The 15,648-nt window shown below is 73.8% G+C and carries 12 protein-coding genes; 10 read left to right on the top strand and 2 right to left on the bottom strand.

What is annotated here, in order from left to right; all coding sequences use genetic code 11:
* The first annotated feature begins 114 nt into the window (after positions 1-114).
* From hpnC to ACN20G_RS02195, 8 genes are all read left to right on the top strand, one after another.
* Positions 115-1,071, top strand: a complete 957-nt coding sequence (gene hpnC, locus ACN20G_RS02230; protein WP_424210996.1) for a squalene synthase HpnC — start codon at positions 115-117, stop codon at positions 1,069-1,071.
* A complete protein-coding gene (hpnD, locus tag ACN20G_RS02225; RefSeq protein ID WP_424210995.1) occupies positions 1,068-2,042 on the top strand; it encodes a presqualene diphosphate synthase HpnD in 975 nt (324 codons plus the stop codon). Before hpnC ends, hpnD begins: the two co-directional genes overlap by 4 nt.
* Entirely contained in the window at positions 2,042-3,457 is a 1,416-nt protein-coding gene (hpnE, locus tag ACN20G_RS02220) for a hydroxysqualene dehydroxylase HpnE (RefSeq protein WP_424210994.1), read from the top strand. Before hpnD ends, hpnE begins: the two co-directional genes overlap by 1 nt.
* On the top strand, positions 3,454-4,608 hold the full coding sequence (locus tag ACN20G_RS02215) for a polyprenyl synthetase family protein (protein WP_424210993.1): 1,155 nt from the start codon (positions 3,454-3,456) through the stop codon (positions 4,606-4,608). Before hpnE ends, ACN20G_RS02215 begins: the two co-directional genes overlap by 4 nt.
* A gap of 143 nt (positions 4,609-4,751) precedes the next feature.
* Positions 4,752-6,764, top strand: a complete 2,013-nt coding sequence (gene shc, locus ACN20G_RS02210; RefSeq protein ID WP_424210992.1) for a squalene--hopene cyclase — start codon at positions 4,752-4,754, stop codon at positions 6,762-6,764.
* Positions 6,761-7,444, top strand: coding sequence for a 1-hydroxy-2-methyl-2-butenyl 4-diphosphate reductase (locus ACN20G_RS02205; RefSeq protein WP_424210991.1), 684 nt, complete (start codon positions 6,761-6,763; stop codon positions 7,442-7,444). The genes shc and ACN20G_RS02205 overlap by 4 nt, the downstream gene beginning before the upstream one ends.
* Positions 7,445-7,449: 5 nt before the next feature.
* A complete protein-coding gene (gene hpnH, locus ACN20G_RS02200; RefSeq protein WP_424210990.1) occupies positions 7,450-8,472 on the top strand; it encodes an adenosyl-hopene transferase HpnH in 1,023 nt (340 codons plus the stop codon).
* A 259-nt stretch (positions 8,473-8,731) separates the two neighbouring features.
* Positions 8,732-10,099: an aspartate aminotransferase family protein gene (locus tag ACN20G_RS02195; protein ID WP_424215335.1), complete on the top strand. Its 1,368-nt coding sequence runs from the start codon at positions 8,732-8,734 to the stop codon at positions 10,097-10,099.
* Positions 10,100-10,103: 4 nt separating this feature from the next.
* On the opposite strand, the gene ACN20G_RS02190 is transcribed toward ACN20G_RS02195, so the two are convergent.
* Positions 10,104-10,913 (bottom strand): tyrosine-protein phosphatase, encoded by an 810-nt coding sequence (locus tag ACN20G_RS02190; RefSeq protein ID WP_424210989.1) that lies wholly within the window; start codon positions 10,911-10,913, stop codon positions 10,104-10,106.
* Between the two features lie 529 nt (positions 10,914-11,442).
* Here ACN20G_RS02190 and ACN20G_RS02185 point away from each other — a divergent pair.
* Positions 11,443-12,513: a M23 family metallopeptidase gene (locus tag ACN20G_RS02185; protein WP_424210988.1), complete on the top strand. Its 1,071-nt coding sequence runs from the start codon at positions 11,443-11,445 to the stop codon at positions 12,511-12,513.
* 235 nt (positions 12,514-12,748) lie between these two features.
* Positions 12,749-13,537: an SGNH/GDSL hydrolase family protein gene (locus tag ACN20G_RS02180; RefSeq protein ID WP_424215334.1), complete on the top strand. Its 789-nt coding sequence runs from the start codon at positions 12,749-12,751 to the stop codon at positions 13,535-13,537.
* Between the two features lie 71 nt (positions 13,538-13,608).
* Here the strand turns inward: ACN20G_RS02180 and ACN20G_RS02175 are convergent, their stop codons facing one another.
* Entirely contained in the window at positions 13,609-14,823 is a 1,215-nt protein-coding gene (locus tag ACN20G_RS02175) for an MBL fold metallo-hydrolase (protein WP_424210987.1), read from the bottom strand.
* Positions 14,824-15,648: the final 825 nt, after the last annotated feature.

Here is a 15,648-nt window from a genome sequence, read left to right as displayed (position 1 = left end):
TCCGAAATAGGATGTATTGGGTCGGCAGTGTAGAACGGGAGATGTGACGGCAATGGCTACGGGAATTCTCCGGCCCCCAGGCACTCCGGCCGTCCCCTCCCCGGGCGGCCGCCGGTGACCGCGCCCCCCGGGCGCCCCCTCGTCGACGCGACCCGCGCCACCCTCGACAAGGCCGCCGCCGAGAACTTCCCCGTCGCCCCCGCCTTCCTCCCGCGCGCCTGGCGCACCGGCCTCACCACCGTCTACGGCTACGCCCGCCTCGTCGACGACATCGGCGACGGCGACCTCGCCCCCGACGGCCCCGACGCCGCCCTCCTCGGACGCCCCGACGTCCACACCGCCGCCGGCGACCCCACCGGCAGCGACGCCGACACCGCCGGCGCCCGCCTCGCCCTCCTCGACGCCCTCGAAGCCGACCTCGACCGGGTCTTCGAGCCCGCGGGCCGGCCCCTCCACCCCCTGGTGGCCGCGCTGCGCCCCGTCGTCGCCGCCCACCACCTCGGCCCCGAACCCTTCCGGGCCCTGATCGAGGCCAACCGACAGGACCAGCGGGTCCGCCGCTACGAGACCCACGAGGACCTGCGCGCCTACTGCGCCCTGTCCGCCGACCCCGTCGGCCGACTCGTCCTCGGCCTCACCGACACCCTCACCCCCGAACGGGTCCGCCTCTCCGACCTGATCTGTACCGCCCTGCAGATCGTCGAACACCTCCAGGACGTGGCCGAGGACCTCCGCCGCGACCGGATCTACCTGCCCGCCGAGGACCTCGACCGCTTCCACGTCACCGAGAACGCCCTCGCCGCCCCGACCGCCGGCGCGTCCGTCCGCGCCCTCATCGCCTTCGAATGCGCACGCGCACGCGCCCTGCTGAATGAAGGCACCCCCCTCGTGGGTAGCGTGCACGGCAGACTCCGGCTGCTGCTCGCGGGTTTCGTGGGAGGAGGCCACGCCGCGCTCGACGCGATCGCCGCCGCCGGGTTCGACGTGCTGCCCGGCGCCCCCAAACCCACCAAGCCCGGCCTGCTCCGCGAGGTGGCCGCCGTCCTGCGCTCAGCGCCGAGAAAGGGGTGAGCCCGACCGTGGAGGGCCCCACGCACCCGCCCGCCGGACCCCAGCAGGTCCCGTCCGCCCCGGTGATCGCCGCCTACGGCTACTGCGAGGCCGTCACCGGCGCCCAGGCGCGCAACTTCGCCTATGGCATCCGCCTCCTGCCCACCGACAAACGGCAGGCCATGTCCGCCCTGTACGCCTTCTCCCGGCGCGTGGACGACATCGGCGACGGCACCCTCGCCCCCGAGGTCAAACTCGCCCGCCTGGAGGAGACCCGCGCCCTCCTCGGCCGGATCCGGGCCGACGAGGTCGAGGAGGACGACACCGACCCGGTCGCCGTCGCCCTCGCCCACGCCGCCCGCCGCTTCCCCATCCCCCTCGGCGGCCTCGACGAACTCATCGACGGCGTCCTCATGGACGTGCGCGGCGAGACCTACGAGACCTGGGACGACCTGAAGACCTACTGCCGCTGCGTAGCCGGCGCCATCGGCCGGCTCTCCCTCGGCGTCTTCGGCACCGCCCCCGGCGCCCCCGACGCCCACCGCGCCGCCCACTACGCCGACACCCTGGGCCTGGGCCTGCAACTCACCAACATCCTCCGCGACGTCCGCGAGGACGCCGCCGGCGGACGCGTGTACCTGCCCGCCGAGGACCTCGCCAAATTCGGCTGCCAGGACGGCTTCGGCAGCGACCGGATGCCCCCCGGCGCCGACTTCGCCGGCCTCGTCCACCACGAAGTGCGCCGCGCCCGCGCCCTGTTCGTCGAGGGCTACCGGCTGCTGCCGCTGCTCGACCGGCGCAGCGGGGCCTGCGTCGCCGCCATGGCCGGCATCTACCGCCGGCTGCTGGACCGCATCGAACGCGAACCCGAGGCCGTGCTCCGCGGCCGGGTCTCGCTCCCGGCCCGCGAGAAGGCATACGTCGCCGTCCGCGGCCTGTCCGGACTCGACGCCCGCAACGTCTCCCGCCGCACCGCCCGGAGGCGCACCTGATGCCCGCCGCCCCGACCCCGCCCCGTGAGACGCCCCCCGGCCGACGCGCCGTCGTCGTCGGCGGCGGCCTCGCCGGCGTCACCGCCGCCCTCGAACTCGCCGACCACGGACAGCGGGTCACCCTCCTCGAAGGCCGCCCCCGCCTCGGCGGACTCGCCTTCTCCTTCCGGCGCGGCGACCTCACGGTGGACAACGGCCAACACGTCTACCTCCGCTGCTGCACCGCCTACCGGTGGTTCCTCGACCGCGTCGACGCCACCGCCCTGGCCCCCCTCCAGGACCGCCTCGACGTGCCCGTCCTCGACGTGGGCGGCGACCGCCCCCGACTGGGCCGACTGCGCCGCACCGCCCTGCCCGTCCCCCTGCACCTCGCCGGCTCCCTGGCCCGCTACCCCCACCTGAACCTGCGCGAACGGGCCTCCGTGGCCCGCGCCGCCCTCGCCCTGCGCGCCCTGGACCCCGCCGACCCCGCCCTCGACGGACTCGACTTCGCGACCTGGCTGCGCCGACACGGCCAGTCCCCCCGCACCGTCGCCGCCCTGTGGGACCTCGTCGGCGTCGCCACCCTCAACGCGACCGCCGACCGGGTCTCCCTCGCCCTGGCCGCCAAGGTCTTCCGCACCGGACTCCTCTCCGAACCCGGCGCCGCCGACATCGGCTGGGCCGCCGTCCCCCTCGGCGAACTCCACGACACCCGCGCCCGCGCCGCCCTGGAGAAGGCCGGGGTCCGCGTCGAGACCCGCGCCAAGGCCACCACCCTCTCCCGGCTCCCCGACGGCACCTGGCGCGTCGACACCGACAGCGCCCACCTCGACGCCGAGACCGTCGTCCTCGCCGTCCCCCAACGCGAGACCCACGACCTGCTGCCCCCCGACGCCCTCCCCGACCCCGGCCGGCTCCTGGACATCGACACCGCGCCCATCCTCAACGTGCACGTGGTCTACGACCGCAAGGTGGTCCGCCGGCCCTTCTTCACCGCGCTCGGCAGCCGCGTCCAATGGGTCTTCGACCGCACCGAGGCATCCGGCCTGCCCGACGCCGGACCCGCCGGCGGCCAGTACCTCGCCCTGTCCCAGTCCGACGCCCGCGAGGACATCGACGAACCCGTCTCCGTCCTGCGCGAGCGCTACCTCCCCGAACTGCAACGGCTGCTGCCCGCCGCCCGCGGGGCCAAGGTCCGCGACTTCTTCGTCACCCGGGAACGCGCCGCCACCTTCGCCCCCACCCCCGGGGTCGGCCGGCTCCGACCGGGAACCAGAACCGACCTCCCGGGCCTCTTCCTGGCCGGCGCGTGGACCGCCACCGGGTGGCCCGCGACCATGGAAGGCGCCGTCCGCAGCGGCATCGAGGCCGCCGCCGCGGCCCTCGCCGCCCAGGGCCGCCCGCACACGCACCCCCTGCGGGAGACCACATGACGACCATCAGCACGGCCGGTGCCGACCTCGGCACCTCACGCACAGGAACCAGAGGAGAGCCATTGAACCCGGGCAACCCGGCGGTCGGACACGCGAGTCCGGCCGCGCCGAGCGCGGAGCGGGTGGACGTCCTCGCCCTCCTGGAGCGGGGCCGCACCCTGTCCACCCCCGTCCTGCGCGAGGCCGTCTCCCGACTCGCCGCCCCCATGGACACCGTCGCCGCCTACCACTTCGGCTGGATCGACGCCCAGGGCCGGCCCGCCGACGGCGACGGGGGCAAGGCCGTCCGCCCCGCCCTCGCCCTCCTGTCGGCCGAGGTCGCCGGAGCCTCCGCCGAGACCGGCGTCCCCGGCGCCGTCGCGGTGGAACTCGTCCACAACTTCTCCCTGCTCCACGACGACCTCATGGACGGCGACGAGCAGCGCCGGCATCGTGACACCGTGTGGAAGGTACACGGACCGGCCCAGGCCATCCTCGTCGGCGACGCCCTGTTCGCGCTCGCCGGCGAACTCCTCCTGGAACTCGGCACCGTCGAGGCCGGCCGCGCCACCCGCCGGCTGACCACCGCCACCCGCAAGCTCATCGACGGCCAGGCCCAGGACATCTCCTACGAGCACCGCGAGAGCGTCACCGTCGAGGAATGCCTGGAGATGGAGGGCAACAAGACCGGCGCCCTCCTGGCCTGCGCCGTCTCCATCGGAGCCGTCCTCGGCGGGGCCGACGACCGCACCGCCGACAAACTGGAGGAGTACGGCCACCACCTCGGCCTCGCCTTCCAGGCCGTCGACGACCTCCTCGGCATCTGGGGCGACCCCGAGTCCACCGGCAAGCAGACCTGGTCCGACCTGCGCCAGCGCAAGAAGTCCCTCCCCGTCGTCGCGGCCCTCGCCGCCGGCGGACCGGCCTCCGACCGCCTCGGCGCGCTCCTGGCCGCCGACGCCAAGAGCAACGACTTCGAGAACTTCTCCGAAGCCGAGTTCGCCGCCCGCGCCGCCCTCATCGAGGAGGCCGGCGGCCGGGCCTGGACCGAGGACGAGGCCCGCCGCCAGCACACCCGCGCCCTGGCCGCCCTCGACGAGATCGACATGGACCCCCGCGTGCGCGAGCAACTGGCCGCGCTCGCCGACTTCGTCGTCGTCCGCAAGAGGTGATCCACCACGCACGGTTCCAGGGACGGACCCGATCGCGCATATGACGCGACAGTCGCCGACCGGCGGCGCCCCCTGCCAGGGGCGCCGCCCGGCCGACGGCCACCCCAGCACAGCAGAGGACACTGCAACGTCGAGGGGAAGCCATGACAGCGACGACGGACGGCGCACCCGGCGCCGAACCGGACAGCGGAAACCAGCCCGAACCACCCGGCGAGGAACAGCGCACCGCACCCACCGCCCCACCCCGGGACCAGGACCCCGTACGCACCGCCCTGGACCGGGCCGTCCACGAACTCCTCGGCCGCCAGGACGAGGCCGGCTGGTGGAAGGGCGACCTCCAGACCAACGTCACCATGGACGCCGAGGACCTCCTCCTGCGCCGCTTCCTCGGCCGCTCCGACCCCGCGATCACCCACGCCGCCGGCCTCTTCATCCGCGGCGAACAACGCCCCGACGGCACCTGGGCCACCTTCCACGACGGCCCGCCCGAACTCTCCGCCACCATCGAGGCATACGTCGCCCTCCGCCTCGCCGGAGACGCCCCCGACGCCCCCCACATGTCCCGCGCCTCCGCCTGGATCCGCGCCCACGGGGGAATCGCCGAGGCCCGCGTCTTCACCCGCATCTGGCTCGCCCTCTTCGGCTGGTGGCGCTGGGACGACCTGCCCCAGGTCCCGCCCGAACTCCTCTTCCTGCCCTCCTGGGCCCCCCTGAACATCTACGACTTCGGCTGCTGGGCCCGCCAGACCATCGTCCCCCTGACGGTCGTCTCCGCCCTGCGCCCCGTCCGCCCCGCCCCCTTCGCCCTCGACGAACTCCACACCGACGCCCGCGACCCGGCCCCCGCCAAGGCCCCCGCACCCCTCACCACCTGGCGCGGCGCCTTCCAACGCATGGACCGCGCCCTGCGCGCCTACCACCGCGTCGCCCCCACCCGCATCCGGAAGGCCGCCATGGCCGCCGCCGGCCGGTGGATCGTCGAACGCCAGGAGAACGACGGCTGCTGGGGCGGCATCCAACCCCCCGCCGTCTACTCGATCATCGCCCTGCACCTGCTCGGCTACGACCTGGACCACCCCGTGATGCGCGCGGGCCTGGAATCGCTGGAACGCTTCGCCGTCCACCGCGCCGACGGCGCCCGCATGATCGAGGCATGCCAGTCCCCGGTCTGGGACACCTGCCTGGCCGCCGTGGCCCTCGCCGACGCCGGCCTCGCCCCCGACCACCCCGCCCTCGTCAAGGCCACCGACTGGATGCTCGACGAGGAGATCACCAAACCCGGCGACTGGGCCGTGCGCCGCCCGGGCCTGGCCCCCGGCGGCTGGGCCTTCGAGTTCCACAACGACAACTACCCCGACATCGACGACACCGCCGAGGTCGTCCTCGCCCTGCGCCGGGTCCGCCACCCCGACCCCCAACGCGTCGAGGGCGCCATCTCCCGCGGCGTCTCCTGGACCCTCGGCATGCAGTCCGCCAACGGAGCCTGGGGAGCCTTCGACGCCGACAACACCAGCCCCTTCCCCAACCGGCTCCCCTTCTGCGACTTCGGCGAGGTCATCGACCCGCCGTCCGCCGACGTCACCGCCCACGTGGTCGAGATGCTCGCCACCGAGGGCCGCGCCCACGACCCCCGCACCCGACGCGGCGTCGCCTGGCTGCTGAGGGAACAGGAGGACAACGGCGCCTGGTTCGGCCGCTGGGGCACCAACTACGTGTACGGCACCGGCTCCGTGCTCCCCGCCCTCGTCGCCGCCGGCATCCCCCGCGACCACTCCGCGATCCGCCGCGCCGTCGCCTGGCTGGAGAGCGTCCAGAACGAGGACGGCGGCTGGGGCGAGGACCAGCGCTCCTACCGCGACCCCGCCTGGATCGGCCGCGGCGCCTCCACCCCCTCCCAGACCGCCTGGGCCCTCATGGCCCTCCTCGCCGCCGGCGAACGCGAGAACAAGGCCACCGTCCGCGGCGTGGAGCACCTCGTGCGCACCCAACACCCCGACGGCACCTGGGACGAACCCCACTTCACCGGCACCGGGTTCCCCTGGGACTTCTCCATCAACTACCACCTGTACCGGCAGGTCTTCCCCATCACGGCCCTCGGCCGCTACGTCCACGGCCACCCCGGCGACCCACGGCCCCTCCCGGAGGCCCCCCGATGACCCGGGACCACCCGCCCCTCCTCCTCGTCTGCGCCCTCGGCGTGGAACGCCTCGCCCTGGCCCGGAGCCCGGCCCGCCGACCGCCCCCCGGCGCACCGGTCGCCCTGCTGCGCACCGGCATGGGCCCCGAGGCCGCCCGCCGCGCCGTCACCCGCGCCCTGGGCACCCCCACCCTGCGCGGGGCCGCCGTCCTCGCCACCGGCTTCTGCGCCGGCCTGCGCCCCGGGATGCGCCCCGGCGACCTCATCGTCGCCGACCGGACCGGCACACCGACCGACCACACCCCCTGCGCGGACCCCGACGCCCTCGCCGAGGACCTCGCCCGCCTGCTGCCCCGTCACACCGTCCACCGCGGCCCCCTGCTCGGCACCGACCACGTGGTCCGGGGCCGGGAACGGGACGCGCTGCGCGCCGGCGGCGCCGCCGGCGTGGACATGGAATCGGCCGTCACCCTGGCCACCGCCCGCGCCCTGCCCACCACCGCCGGCGACCCCGGCGGGGCCGGCGCGACCGTCCCGTCCCGGCGCGTTGCCGCCGTCCGGGTGATCGTGGACGCCCCCGGCCACGAACTCCTGCGCCCCGGGACCCTCACCGGGGGAGTATCGGCCTTTCGCGCCCTGCGTTCCGCACTGCCCGCGTTCTTCGACTGGCACCGTTCTTCGCTGCTCCCCAGGAGGTGAGCCAGATGGCCATGCCGCTGCGACAAACCATCAGGGTCGGGACCTATCTCTTCGAACAGAAGCTCCGCAAGCGGGAGAAGTTCCCGCTGATCGTCGAGTTGGAGCCGCTCTTCGCCTGCAACCTCAAGTGCGAGGGCTGCGGCAAGATCCAGCATCCGGCGGGGGTGCTCAAGCAGCGGATGCCGGTGGCCCAGGCCGTCGGCGCCGTCCTGGAATCAGGGGCCCCCATGGTGTCCATCGCGGGCGGCGAGCCCCTGATGCACCCGCAGATCCACGAGATCGTGCGCCAACTGGTGGCCCGCCGCAAGTACGTCTTCCTCTGCACCAACGCGATGCTCCTGCGCAAGAAGCTCGACAAGTTCCGCCCCTCGCCCTACTTCGCCTTTGCCGTCCACATCGACGGGCTGCGCGAGCGGCACGACGAGTCGGTGGCCAAGGAGGGCGTGTTCGACGAGGCCGTGGCCGCCATCAAGGAGGCCAAGCGGCGCGGCTTCCGGGTCACCACCAACTCGACCTTCTTCAACACCGACACCCCCCAGACCATCATCGAGGTGCTGAACTTCCTCAACGACGAGCTCCAGGTGGACGAGATGATGATCTCGCCCGCCTACGCCTACGAGAAGGCCCCCGACCAGGAGCACTTCCTCGGCGTGGAGCAGACCCGCGAGCTCTTCCGCAAGGCGTTCGCGGGCGGCAACCGCCGCCGCTGGCGGCTCAACCACTCCCCGCTCTTCCTCGACTTCCTGGAGGGCCGCGCGGACTTCGACTGCACGGCGTGGGCGATCCCGAACTACTCCCTCTTCGGCTGGCAGCGACCCTGCTACCTGATGAGCGACGGCTACGTCCCCACCTACCGCGAGCTGGTGGAGGAGACGGACTGGAGCAAGTACGGGCGGGGCAAGGACCCGCGGTGCGCGAACTGCATGGCCCACTGCGGCTACGAGCCGACGGCCGTCCTCGCCACCATGGGCTCCCTCAAGGAATCGCTGCGCGCCGCCCGCGAGACCGTGGGCGGCAACCGGTCCTGACCGGCCCGGCGACGACGGGGGCGGGGCCCGGCGCGATCAGCGCCGGGCCGCCGCCCATTCCCCGTTTCCCCCGCCGGCACACGAACTCCGACGCGCCATTCACAGAATGCTCACACCACGCGCGTTTTTCCCGAAAATCGCGCGGAAATCCACCGCCTCCGATAAAGAGGACGGCAAGGAGACGCACGTGACCACATCCGAGGACCGGCGTCCCCCCGCCGGACATTCGCCGAAGGGGGCCGGCGCCCCCGGCTTCGACCTGGCCCGGCTGCTCGCGGAACGCGGCCCGGAACGCTACGAACTGCACGCCCGTCACCTGAACCCGCAATTGCCGAGGATGCTCCACACCCTCGGTTTCGACCGGCACTACGAACGGGCCGCCGGCGCGCACTTCTGGGACGCCGACGGCGTCGACCACCTCGACATGCTGGCCGGATTCGGGGTGATGGGCGTGGGCCGGCACCATCCGACGGTCCGCGCGGCCCTGCACCAGGTCATCGACGCCGACCTGCCCGACCTGACCCGCTTCGACTGTTCCCCGCTGCCCGGACTGCTCGCCGAGCGCCTGCTGGCCCACACCCCCCACCTGGACCGGGTGTTCTTCGGCAACAGCGGCACCGAGGCGGTGGAGACGGCCCTGAAGTTCGCCCGCCACGCCACCGGCCGGGACCGCGTCCTGCACTGCGACCACGCCTTCCACGGGCTGACCGTGGGCGCCCTCTCCGTCAACGGCGAGGCGGGCTTCCGGGACGGCTTCGGCCCGCTGCTGCCCGACACCGCGATCCCGCTCGGCGACCTGGCCGCCCTCGAACGCGAACTGCGCCGGGGCGACGTGGCCGCCCTGATCGTGGAGCCGATCCAGGGCAAGGGGGTTCTGACGCCCCCGCCCGGGTGGCTGCGGGCCGCCCAGGAGCTGCTGCGCCGGCACAAGGCCCTCCTGATCGCCGACGAGGTGCAGACGGGCCTGGGACGCACCGGGGACTTCTGGGCGTACCAGCACGAGGAGGGGGTGGAGCCGGACCTGGTGTGCGTGGCCAAGACCCTCTCCGGCGGTTACGTGCCGGTGGGCGCGACCCTGGGCAAGGACTGGATCTTCCGGAAGGTCTACTCCTCGATGGACCGGGTGCTGGTGCACTCGGCGAGCTTCGGGGGCAACGCGCAGGCCATGGCGGCGGGGCTGGCGGTGCTCGACGTGCTGGAGCGCGAGGACCTCGTGGGCAACGCGCGGCGCGTCGGCGACCTGCTGCGCGGCCGGCTGGCCGCGCTGGTGCCCGAGTACGAGCTGCTGCACGAGGTCCGCGGCCGGGGCCTGATGATCGGCATCGAGTTCGGCCGGCCGGCCTCCCTGGGGCTGCGGACCCGCTGGAGCGTGCTCCAGGCCGCCCGCAAGGGCCTGTTCGCGCAGCTCGTCGTCGGCCCCCTGCTGCACCGGCACCACATCCTGACCCAGGTGTCCGGGGACCACCTGGAGGTGATCAAGCTGATCCCGCCGCTGGTGCTCGACGAGGCGGACGCGGACCGGTTCGTGTCCGCCTTCCGTTCCGTGATGGACGAGGCGCACGGCGGCGGCTCGCTGATCTGGGACTTCGGGCGGACCCTGGTCAAACAGGCGGCCCTGGGCCGCTGATCCCTCACCCGGCGAGGAAGCGCTCCCGCAGTCGCTCACGGCGCTCGGGGGCGAGCCCCAGCCCCCGCACGAGGTAGGCGTCCACGTCGCCCCAGGTCTCCTCGATGGCGTCGAAGGCGGCGGTCAGGTACTCGGCGCGGGCCTCGAAGAACGGCGAGAGCAACGCCGTGATCTCGGGGTCCCGCCGCTGTTCGGCCCCGTCGGCGGCCACCACCCGGTAGCGGCGGTGCGGGGCGTTGGACTCCAGGTAGTCGGCGACGATCGCGTCCCGCTCCACGCCGAGGGCGAGCAGGGCGACGGCCACGGACACCCCGGCCCGGTCCTTGCCGGCCGCGCAGTGCATGAGGGCCGGGACGTGGTCGTCGGCCAGCGCGCGCAGCACCGTGCCGTGCTCGGCGGTCCGCTCGCCGATCATCGTGCGGTAGTTGAAGACCATGCGGGCGGCGGCCTCGCCGTCGCCGAGGTTCGCGCGCAGGGCGGGCAGGTCCCCGGCCCGCACCATGGCCCAGAACTCGCGCCCGTCGGCCGGGTCGGACAGCGGCAGGTTCAGGTTCCGCACCCCGGGCAGCGGCACGTCGGGCCCTTCGAGCGCGATGTCGGCCTCGTTGCGGAAGTCGAAGACGGTGTGCAGCCCGAGACCGGCGAGAAAGGCGGTGTCCTCCGCCGTCGCGTGGGCGAGATGCCCGCTTCGATACAGAAGCCCCGGTTTGACGTGTCGTCCGTCCCGCGTCGGAAGTCCTTTCACGTCCCGGAAATTGCGCACACCGGACAGTTCGGGCTCGATGGCGGGCGTCTCCGATATTCCCTGGGTCAACCGAGGCTCCTCCCGTGCGTCACCGCGCCGCTGCGCGGTGGTCTGTGTCCGAAATACACTAGTTGGCCACGGGTTTCCATGAGTACGCGTCAGATTCCGCCCCCGAAGTGAGGCAGATCATACGGCGACCCGCGACGCGTGATCCGCACCACCGAATTCCCTCATGAGGGCGGTGGTTGCCGCATCGCAAGGGACTCCCGTCGACTCCGTTTTACCCCCCGCCCCCTTCCGTTCATTCCTGACGCGAATTCACGGCTTGTTTGTCCCGCCCCCCTCGATTACGGTCAGCACCCATCCGAGCGGACCGCCGAATCCTGCCGCCGCCCGGAAAATACGCACCCGACCACACTCGCGCACGGCAGGAGCGGGGGAACCAGGTAAGTCGCCGTCCACCCGATCCATCCGATCGGCGAAACGGCTCGGGGTGAAGCCGACGCCCGCCGCGACCCACCGGTCGCGCGAGCCCAGGCCGGGCAGCTCCCGCCCGAACCCGACAGCTCACCTCGCAGGCGCCGGAGAGGAACGCTTCATGCCCGGAACGGGTAAGCACCGCCGCCCCAAGCCCCGCCCGATACGTCGCGGGCTGGCCGTCGCCGGCACCGGAGGCGCGGCCCTCGCGCTCCCGCTGTTCGGCGCGAGCGGGGCCCAGGCCGCCGCCCCGGCCGCGCACAGCGCCGTCCCCACCACCGCGCTCCCGGCCCAGACCACCTCGCAGACCCAGGCGACCCCCGTCGTCCGGGTCGCGGCCCAGAGCGCCGTCCCCACCCAGCGCGTCGAGACCCGCGCCGACTCCTCCACCTACACGGTCGAGTCCGGCGACTGGCTCGCGAAGATCGCCGAGGAACAGCACGTCGACGGCGGCTGGCAGAAGCTCTACGCCGACAACCGCGAGGCCGTCGGCGCCGACCCGGCCATGATCCACCCGGGCCTCAAGCTCAGCATCGGCGTCCGCGGCGAGGCCCCCGCCGAGCGCCAGGCCGCCCCGCGCGCCGCCGACACCGACGAGTCGGACGACACCGAGACCCCGGCCCCGAAGGCCAAGTCGAAGTCCAAGTCGAAGTCCACGTCCCAGGGCGGCTCGGGCAAGACCGCGACCGGCGAGACCGGCTCGGGCAAGACCGGCTCGGGCTCCGGCCAGGGCGGCGGCTCCCAGGGCTCCGGCACCTCGGACGAGGACGACACCCCGAGCACCGGCGGCGGCTTCGTCGCCCCCGTCAACGCCACCGTCACCACCGCCTACCGCGCGGGCGGCGGCATGTGGTCCAGCGGCTACCACACCGGCGTCGACTTCGCCGTCGGCTCCGGCACCTCCGTCCGCGCCGTCGGCGCCGGCACCGTCGTCTCCGCCGGCTGGGGCGGCGCCTACGGCAACGAGGTCGTCATCCGTCACGCCGACGGCCGCTACTCCCAGTACGCCCACCTCTCCTCGCTCTCCGTCTCCGCCGGCGAGAGCGTCTCGGCGGGCGAGCGCATCGGCCTCTCCGGCGCCACCGGCAACGTCACCGGCGCCCACCTCCACTTCGAGATCCGCACCGGCCCCGGCTACGGCTCCGACATCAACCCGCTCTCCTACCTGCGGGCCAAGGGCGTCGGCATCTGACGCACCCCGCCCCCGGGCGCGCGACCTGACACACTCCACCGCGCGCCGGGCACCCCGGAACACCGTGAGGCCGGATCCCCCTGGGGCTCCGGCCTCACGTTTCTTTTATTCCGGGTTATTCCATACCAGCCGGGTGGCATGAATCACGGTCCGTCAAGCCCTGGCTACGGTCGCGTAGGTCGCCGGTCACGGTGAAGGATGGGCCGACGTGACAGGCGATTACACGACAACGACGATCAACCGGCTGACGACCAACCGGACTCAGGGCATCGGCTCGTACGTGGCGATCGGCGACAGCTTCACCGAGGGCGTCGGGGACCCGGGACCGGGAGACGCCTACGTGGGCTGGGCCGACCGGCTCGCCGTGCTCCTGGGGGACCGGCGCGACGAGGACGACTTCCGCTACGCCAACCTCGCGGTGCGCGGCCGCCTGCTCGACCAGATCGTGGCCGAGCAGGTGCCCCGGGCCAAGGAACTCGCCCCGGACCTGGTGTCCTTCTGCGCCGGCGGCAACGACATCATCCGCCCCGGCAGCGACCCCGACGCCACCGCCGAACGCTTCGAGGCGGCCGTCGCCGACCTCGCCGGCTCGGTGGGCACCGTGCTCATCACCACCGGCTTCGACACCCGCACCATGCCCGTGCTCAAGCACCTGCGCGGCAAGGTGGCCACCTACAACGCGCACGTGCGCGCCGTCGCCGACCGTTACGGCTGCCCCGTGCTCGACCTGTGGTCCCTGAAGTCCGTACAGGACCGCCGGGCCTGGGACGCCGACCGGCTGCACCTCTCACCCGAGGGCCACACCCGCGTCGCCCTGCGCGCCGCCCAGGTCCTCGGCCTGCCCGTGCCCGCCGACCCCGACCAGCCCTGGCCCCCGGTACCCCCGCGCGGAACCGCCGAAGTCACCCGCGACAACATCCACTGGGCACGCGAGCACCTCGTCCCGTGGATCGGCCGCCGCCTGCGCGGCGAATCCTCCGGGGACCACGTCGAGGCCAAGCGCCCCGACCTGCTGCCCCTCTGACCACCGCCGCCGACCCCTCCGCCGCCTGCCGGGCGGAGGGGACGGCGGGAGGTGAACCCCCGCCGGAGACCTCAGGCCCGCGCCACCGGCTCGTCGACCCGCTCCGACACGGCCACGCCGACCCCCGGCGCCACCCCCGCGCCCACCCCCACCGGCGGCCGCGACCCCGAGCCCGGCACCGCGAACGCCCGCCACCACGGGTCCACCGGCACCGTCTTCGACCCCGGCTCGAACGGCTGCCCCGGCACCGGCAGCGCCAACCCCGCGCCCACCCGCTCCGCCGCCGTCACACTGCCCTCGCCCGGCTCGTCCCACGGGTGCGGCGCCAGGTTGAACGTCGCCCAGTGGATCGGCAGCATCAGACCCCGCGACGCGTCCTGCCCCTGCAGGTCCAGATGGGCCCGCAGACCCTCCTCCGGCGTCATGTGGATGTCCGGCCAGTGCTCCGAGTACGCGCCGATCTGGATCATCGTCGCGTCGAACGGCCCGTGCTCCGCCCCGATCTCCGCGAAGCCCGCGAAGTAGCCCGTGTCCCCGCTGTGGAACACCCGGTGCTCCGGACCGGCCGCCACCCACGACGCCCACAACGTGTGCTGCTCGTTGCGCAGGCCCCGCCCGCAGAAGTGCCGCGCCGGCGTCGCCGTCAACGTCACCCCCGCCACCTCGGTGCTCTCGTTCCAGTCCAACTCCCGCAACCGGTCCGCCGGCACCCCCCACCGCTCCAAGTGCGCCCCCACGCCCAAGGGCACGGCGAACACCGTCCCCGTGTGCGTCAACGCCTTGATCGTCGGCATGTCCAGGTGGTCGTAGTGATCGTGCGAGATCACCACCGCGTCCACCGCACCGAGCGCCGCCAACGGCACCGGCGCCGGATGCAGCCGCCGGGGCCCCGCGAACGGGAACGGCGAACACCGCTCGCCCCACACCGGATCGAACAGCACCCGCGCCCCGTCGATCTCGACGAGCACCGTGGAGTGCCCCATCCACGTCATCCGCAACCCGCTCACGGCGGGCCGCGCCAGATCCGCGACGGTCGTCGGGTACACGGGCATCGGCCCGACGGGCGCACGCCGCAGCCTGCGCTCCTTGTCGAAGTACACCTTCGCCAACGCGGGCAGACTGCTGCCGGACGGCCGATGCCGGGCCCCGGCCGGATTCCGGAACGAGCCGTCGACGAAGTTCGGAGACCGCAGGATCCGGTCCAACCGGGCCCCGGACGGATCCGCTCCGAACGCGGCGGACCGCAACTCGCGAAGCCGAGGACGCAAGGAACTGGGGCCGGTCAAGGCGCCTCCAGGTGAATCGTGGCCGGACAGGGTTCGGGGCGTGTCTTCCCTCTCATCGGCAACGCGTATCGCCCCCGGAGGATTCCACTCCACACGAATCCCCACCCAAGCCCCCCGCCCGAGCCCCCCACCCACCTCCGCCCGGAGCCGGAGAACCACCCGATCGGGGGGTGGGGGGTGCGGGTGGGAGTGGAGACGGGGTGCGGTGCGTGGCCGTCTGCGGGCGCGGTCGTGGCCGGGCTGGCCGCCTGCCGGCGGCGGGCAGGTCAAAAGCGTTTCCCGGCGGCGGCGGGGAGGAGACCGGGGTGCGGTGCGTGCCCGGGTGCGGGCGCGGTCGTGGCCGGGGTGGCCGCCTGGCGGCGGCGGGCAGGTCAAAGGCGTTTCCCGGCGGCGGCCGGGAGGGGCGCGGGGTTTCGGTGGCTGCCCGGGTGCGGGTGGGGTGTGGTGGGGCCCGACGGGCCCCCGGTCGGGATCGGGCCGGGCAAGCGCGTCCCGTGACCGTGGTTCGGTGGGCACGAGAGGCCCGCAGCCGCCCGGGACGGGCCGGTGGGCGCGGTGGTCCTGCGGCCACGCACGGTCGGAGTGCATGGCGGCGATCACGTCAGCCGCCTCCGGGCTTCTCGTATGGCGTGGACCTGCCCGGGCCCCGTGCGGACCGCAGCACGGCCACGGCCCCAACCCCGCGCCCCCTCCGCCGCCCCTGGGAAAAGCCTTTGACCTACCCGCCGCCGGCAGGCGGCCACCCTGGCCCTGAACCTGCCCGCAGGCGGCGACGTGCCCCACCCCGGGTCCCCTCCCGGCCGCTGCCGGGAAACGTTTTTGACC

The sequence above is a fragment of the Streptomyces dryopteridis genome, from assembly GCF_049606955.1.
Classification (GTDB): Bacteria; Actinomycetota; Actinomycetes; order Streptomycetales; family Streptomycetaceae; genus Streptomyces.
This window is presented reverse-complemented; position numbering and strand designations above follow the sequence as displayed.

What these genes read in the sequence shown, in the direction of transcription:
- hpnE (WP_424210994.1), top strand. Translation starts at nt 2,042, where the DNA reads ATGCCCGCCGCCCCGACCCCGCCCCGTGAGACGCCCCCCGGCCGACGC.
- ACN20G_RS02215 (WP_424210993.1), top strand. Translation starts at nt 3,454, where the DNA reads ATGACGACCATCAGCACGGCCGGTGCCGACCTCGGCACCTCACGCACA.
- shc (WP_424210992.1), top strand. Translation starts at nt 4,752, where the DNA reads ATGACAGCGACGACGGACGGCGCACCCGGCGCCGAACCGGACAGCGGA.
- ACN20G_RS02205 (WP_424210991.1), top strand. Translation starts at nt 6,761, where the DNA reads ATGACCCGGGACCACCCGCCCCTCCTCCTCGTCTGCGCCCTCGGCGTG.
- hpnH (WP_424210990.1), top strand. Translation starts at nt 7,450, where the DNA reads ATGGCCATGCCGCTGCGACAAACCATCAGGGTCGGGACCTATCTCTTC.
- ACN20G_RS02185 (WP_424210988.1), top strand. Translation starts at nt 11,443, where the DNA reads ATGCCCGGAACGGGTAAGCACCGCCGCCCCAAGCCCCGCCCGATACGT.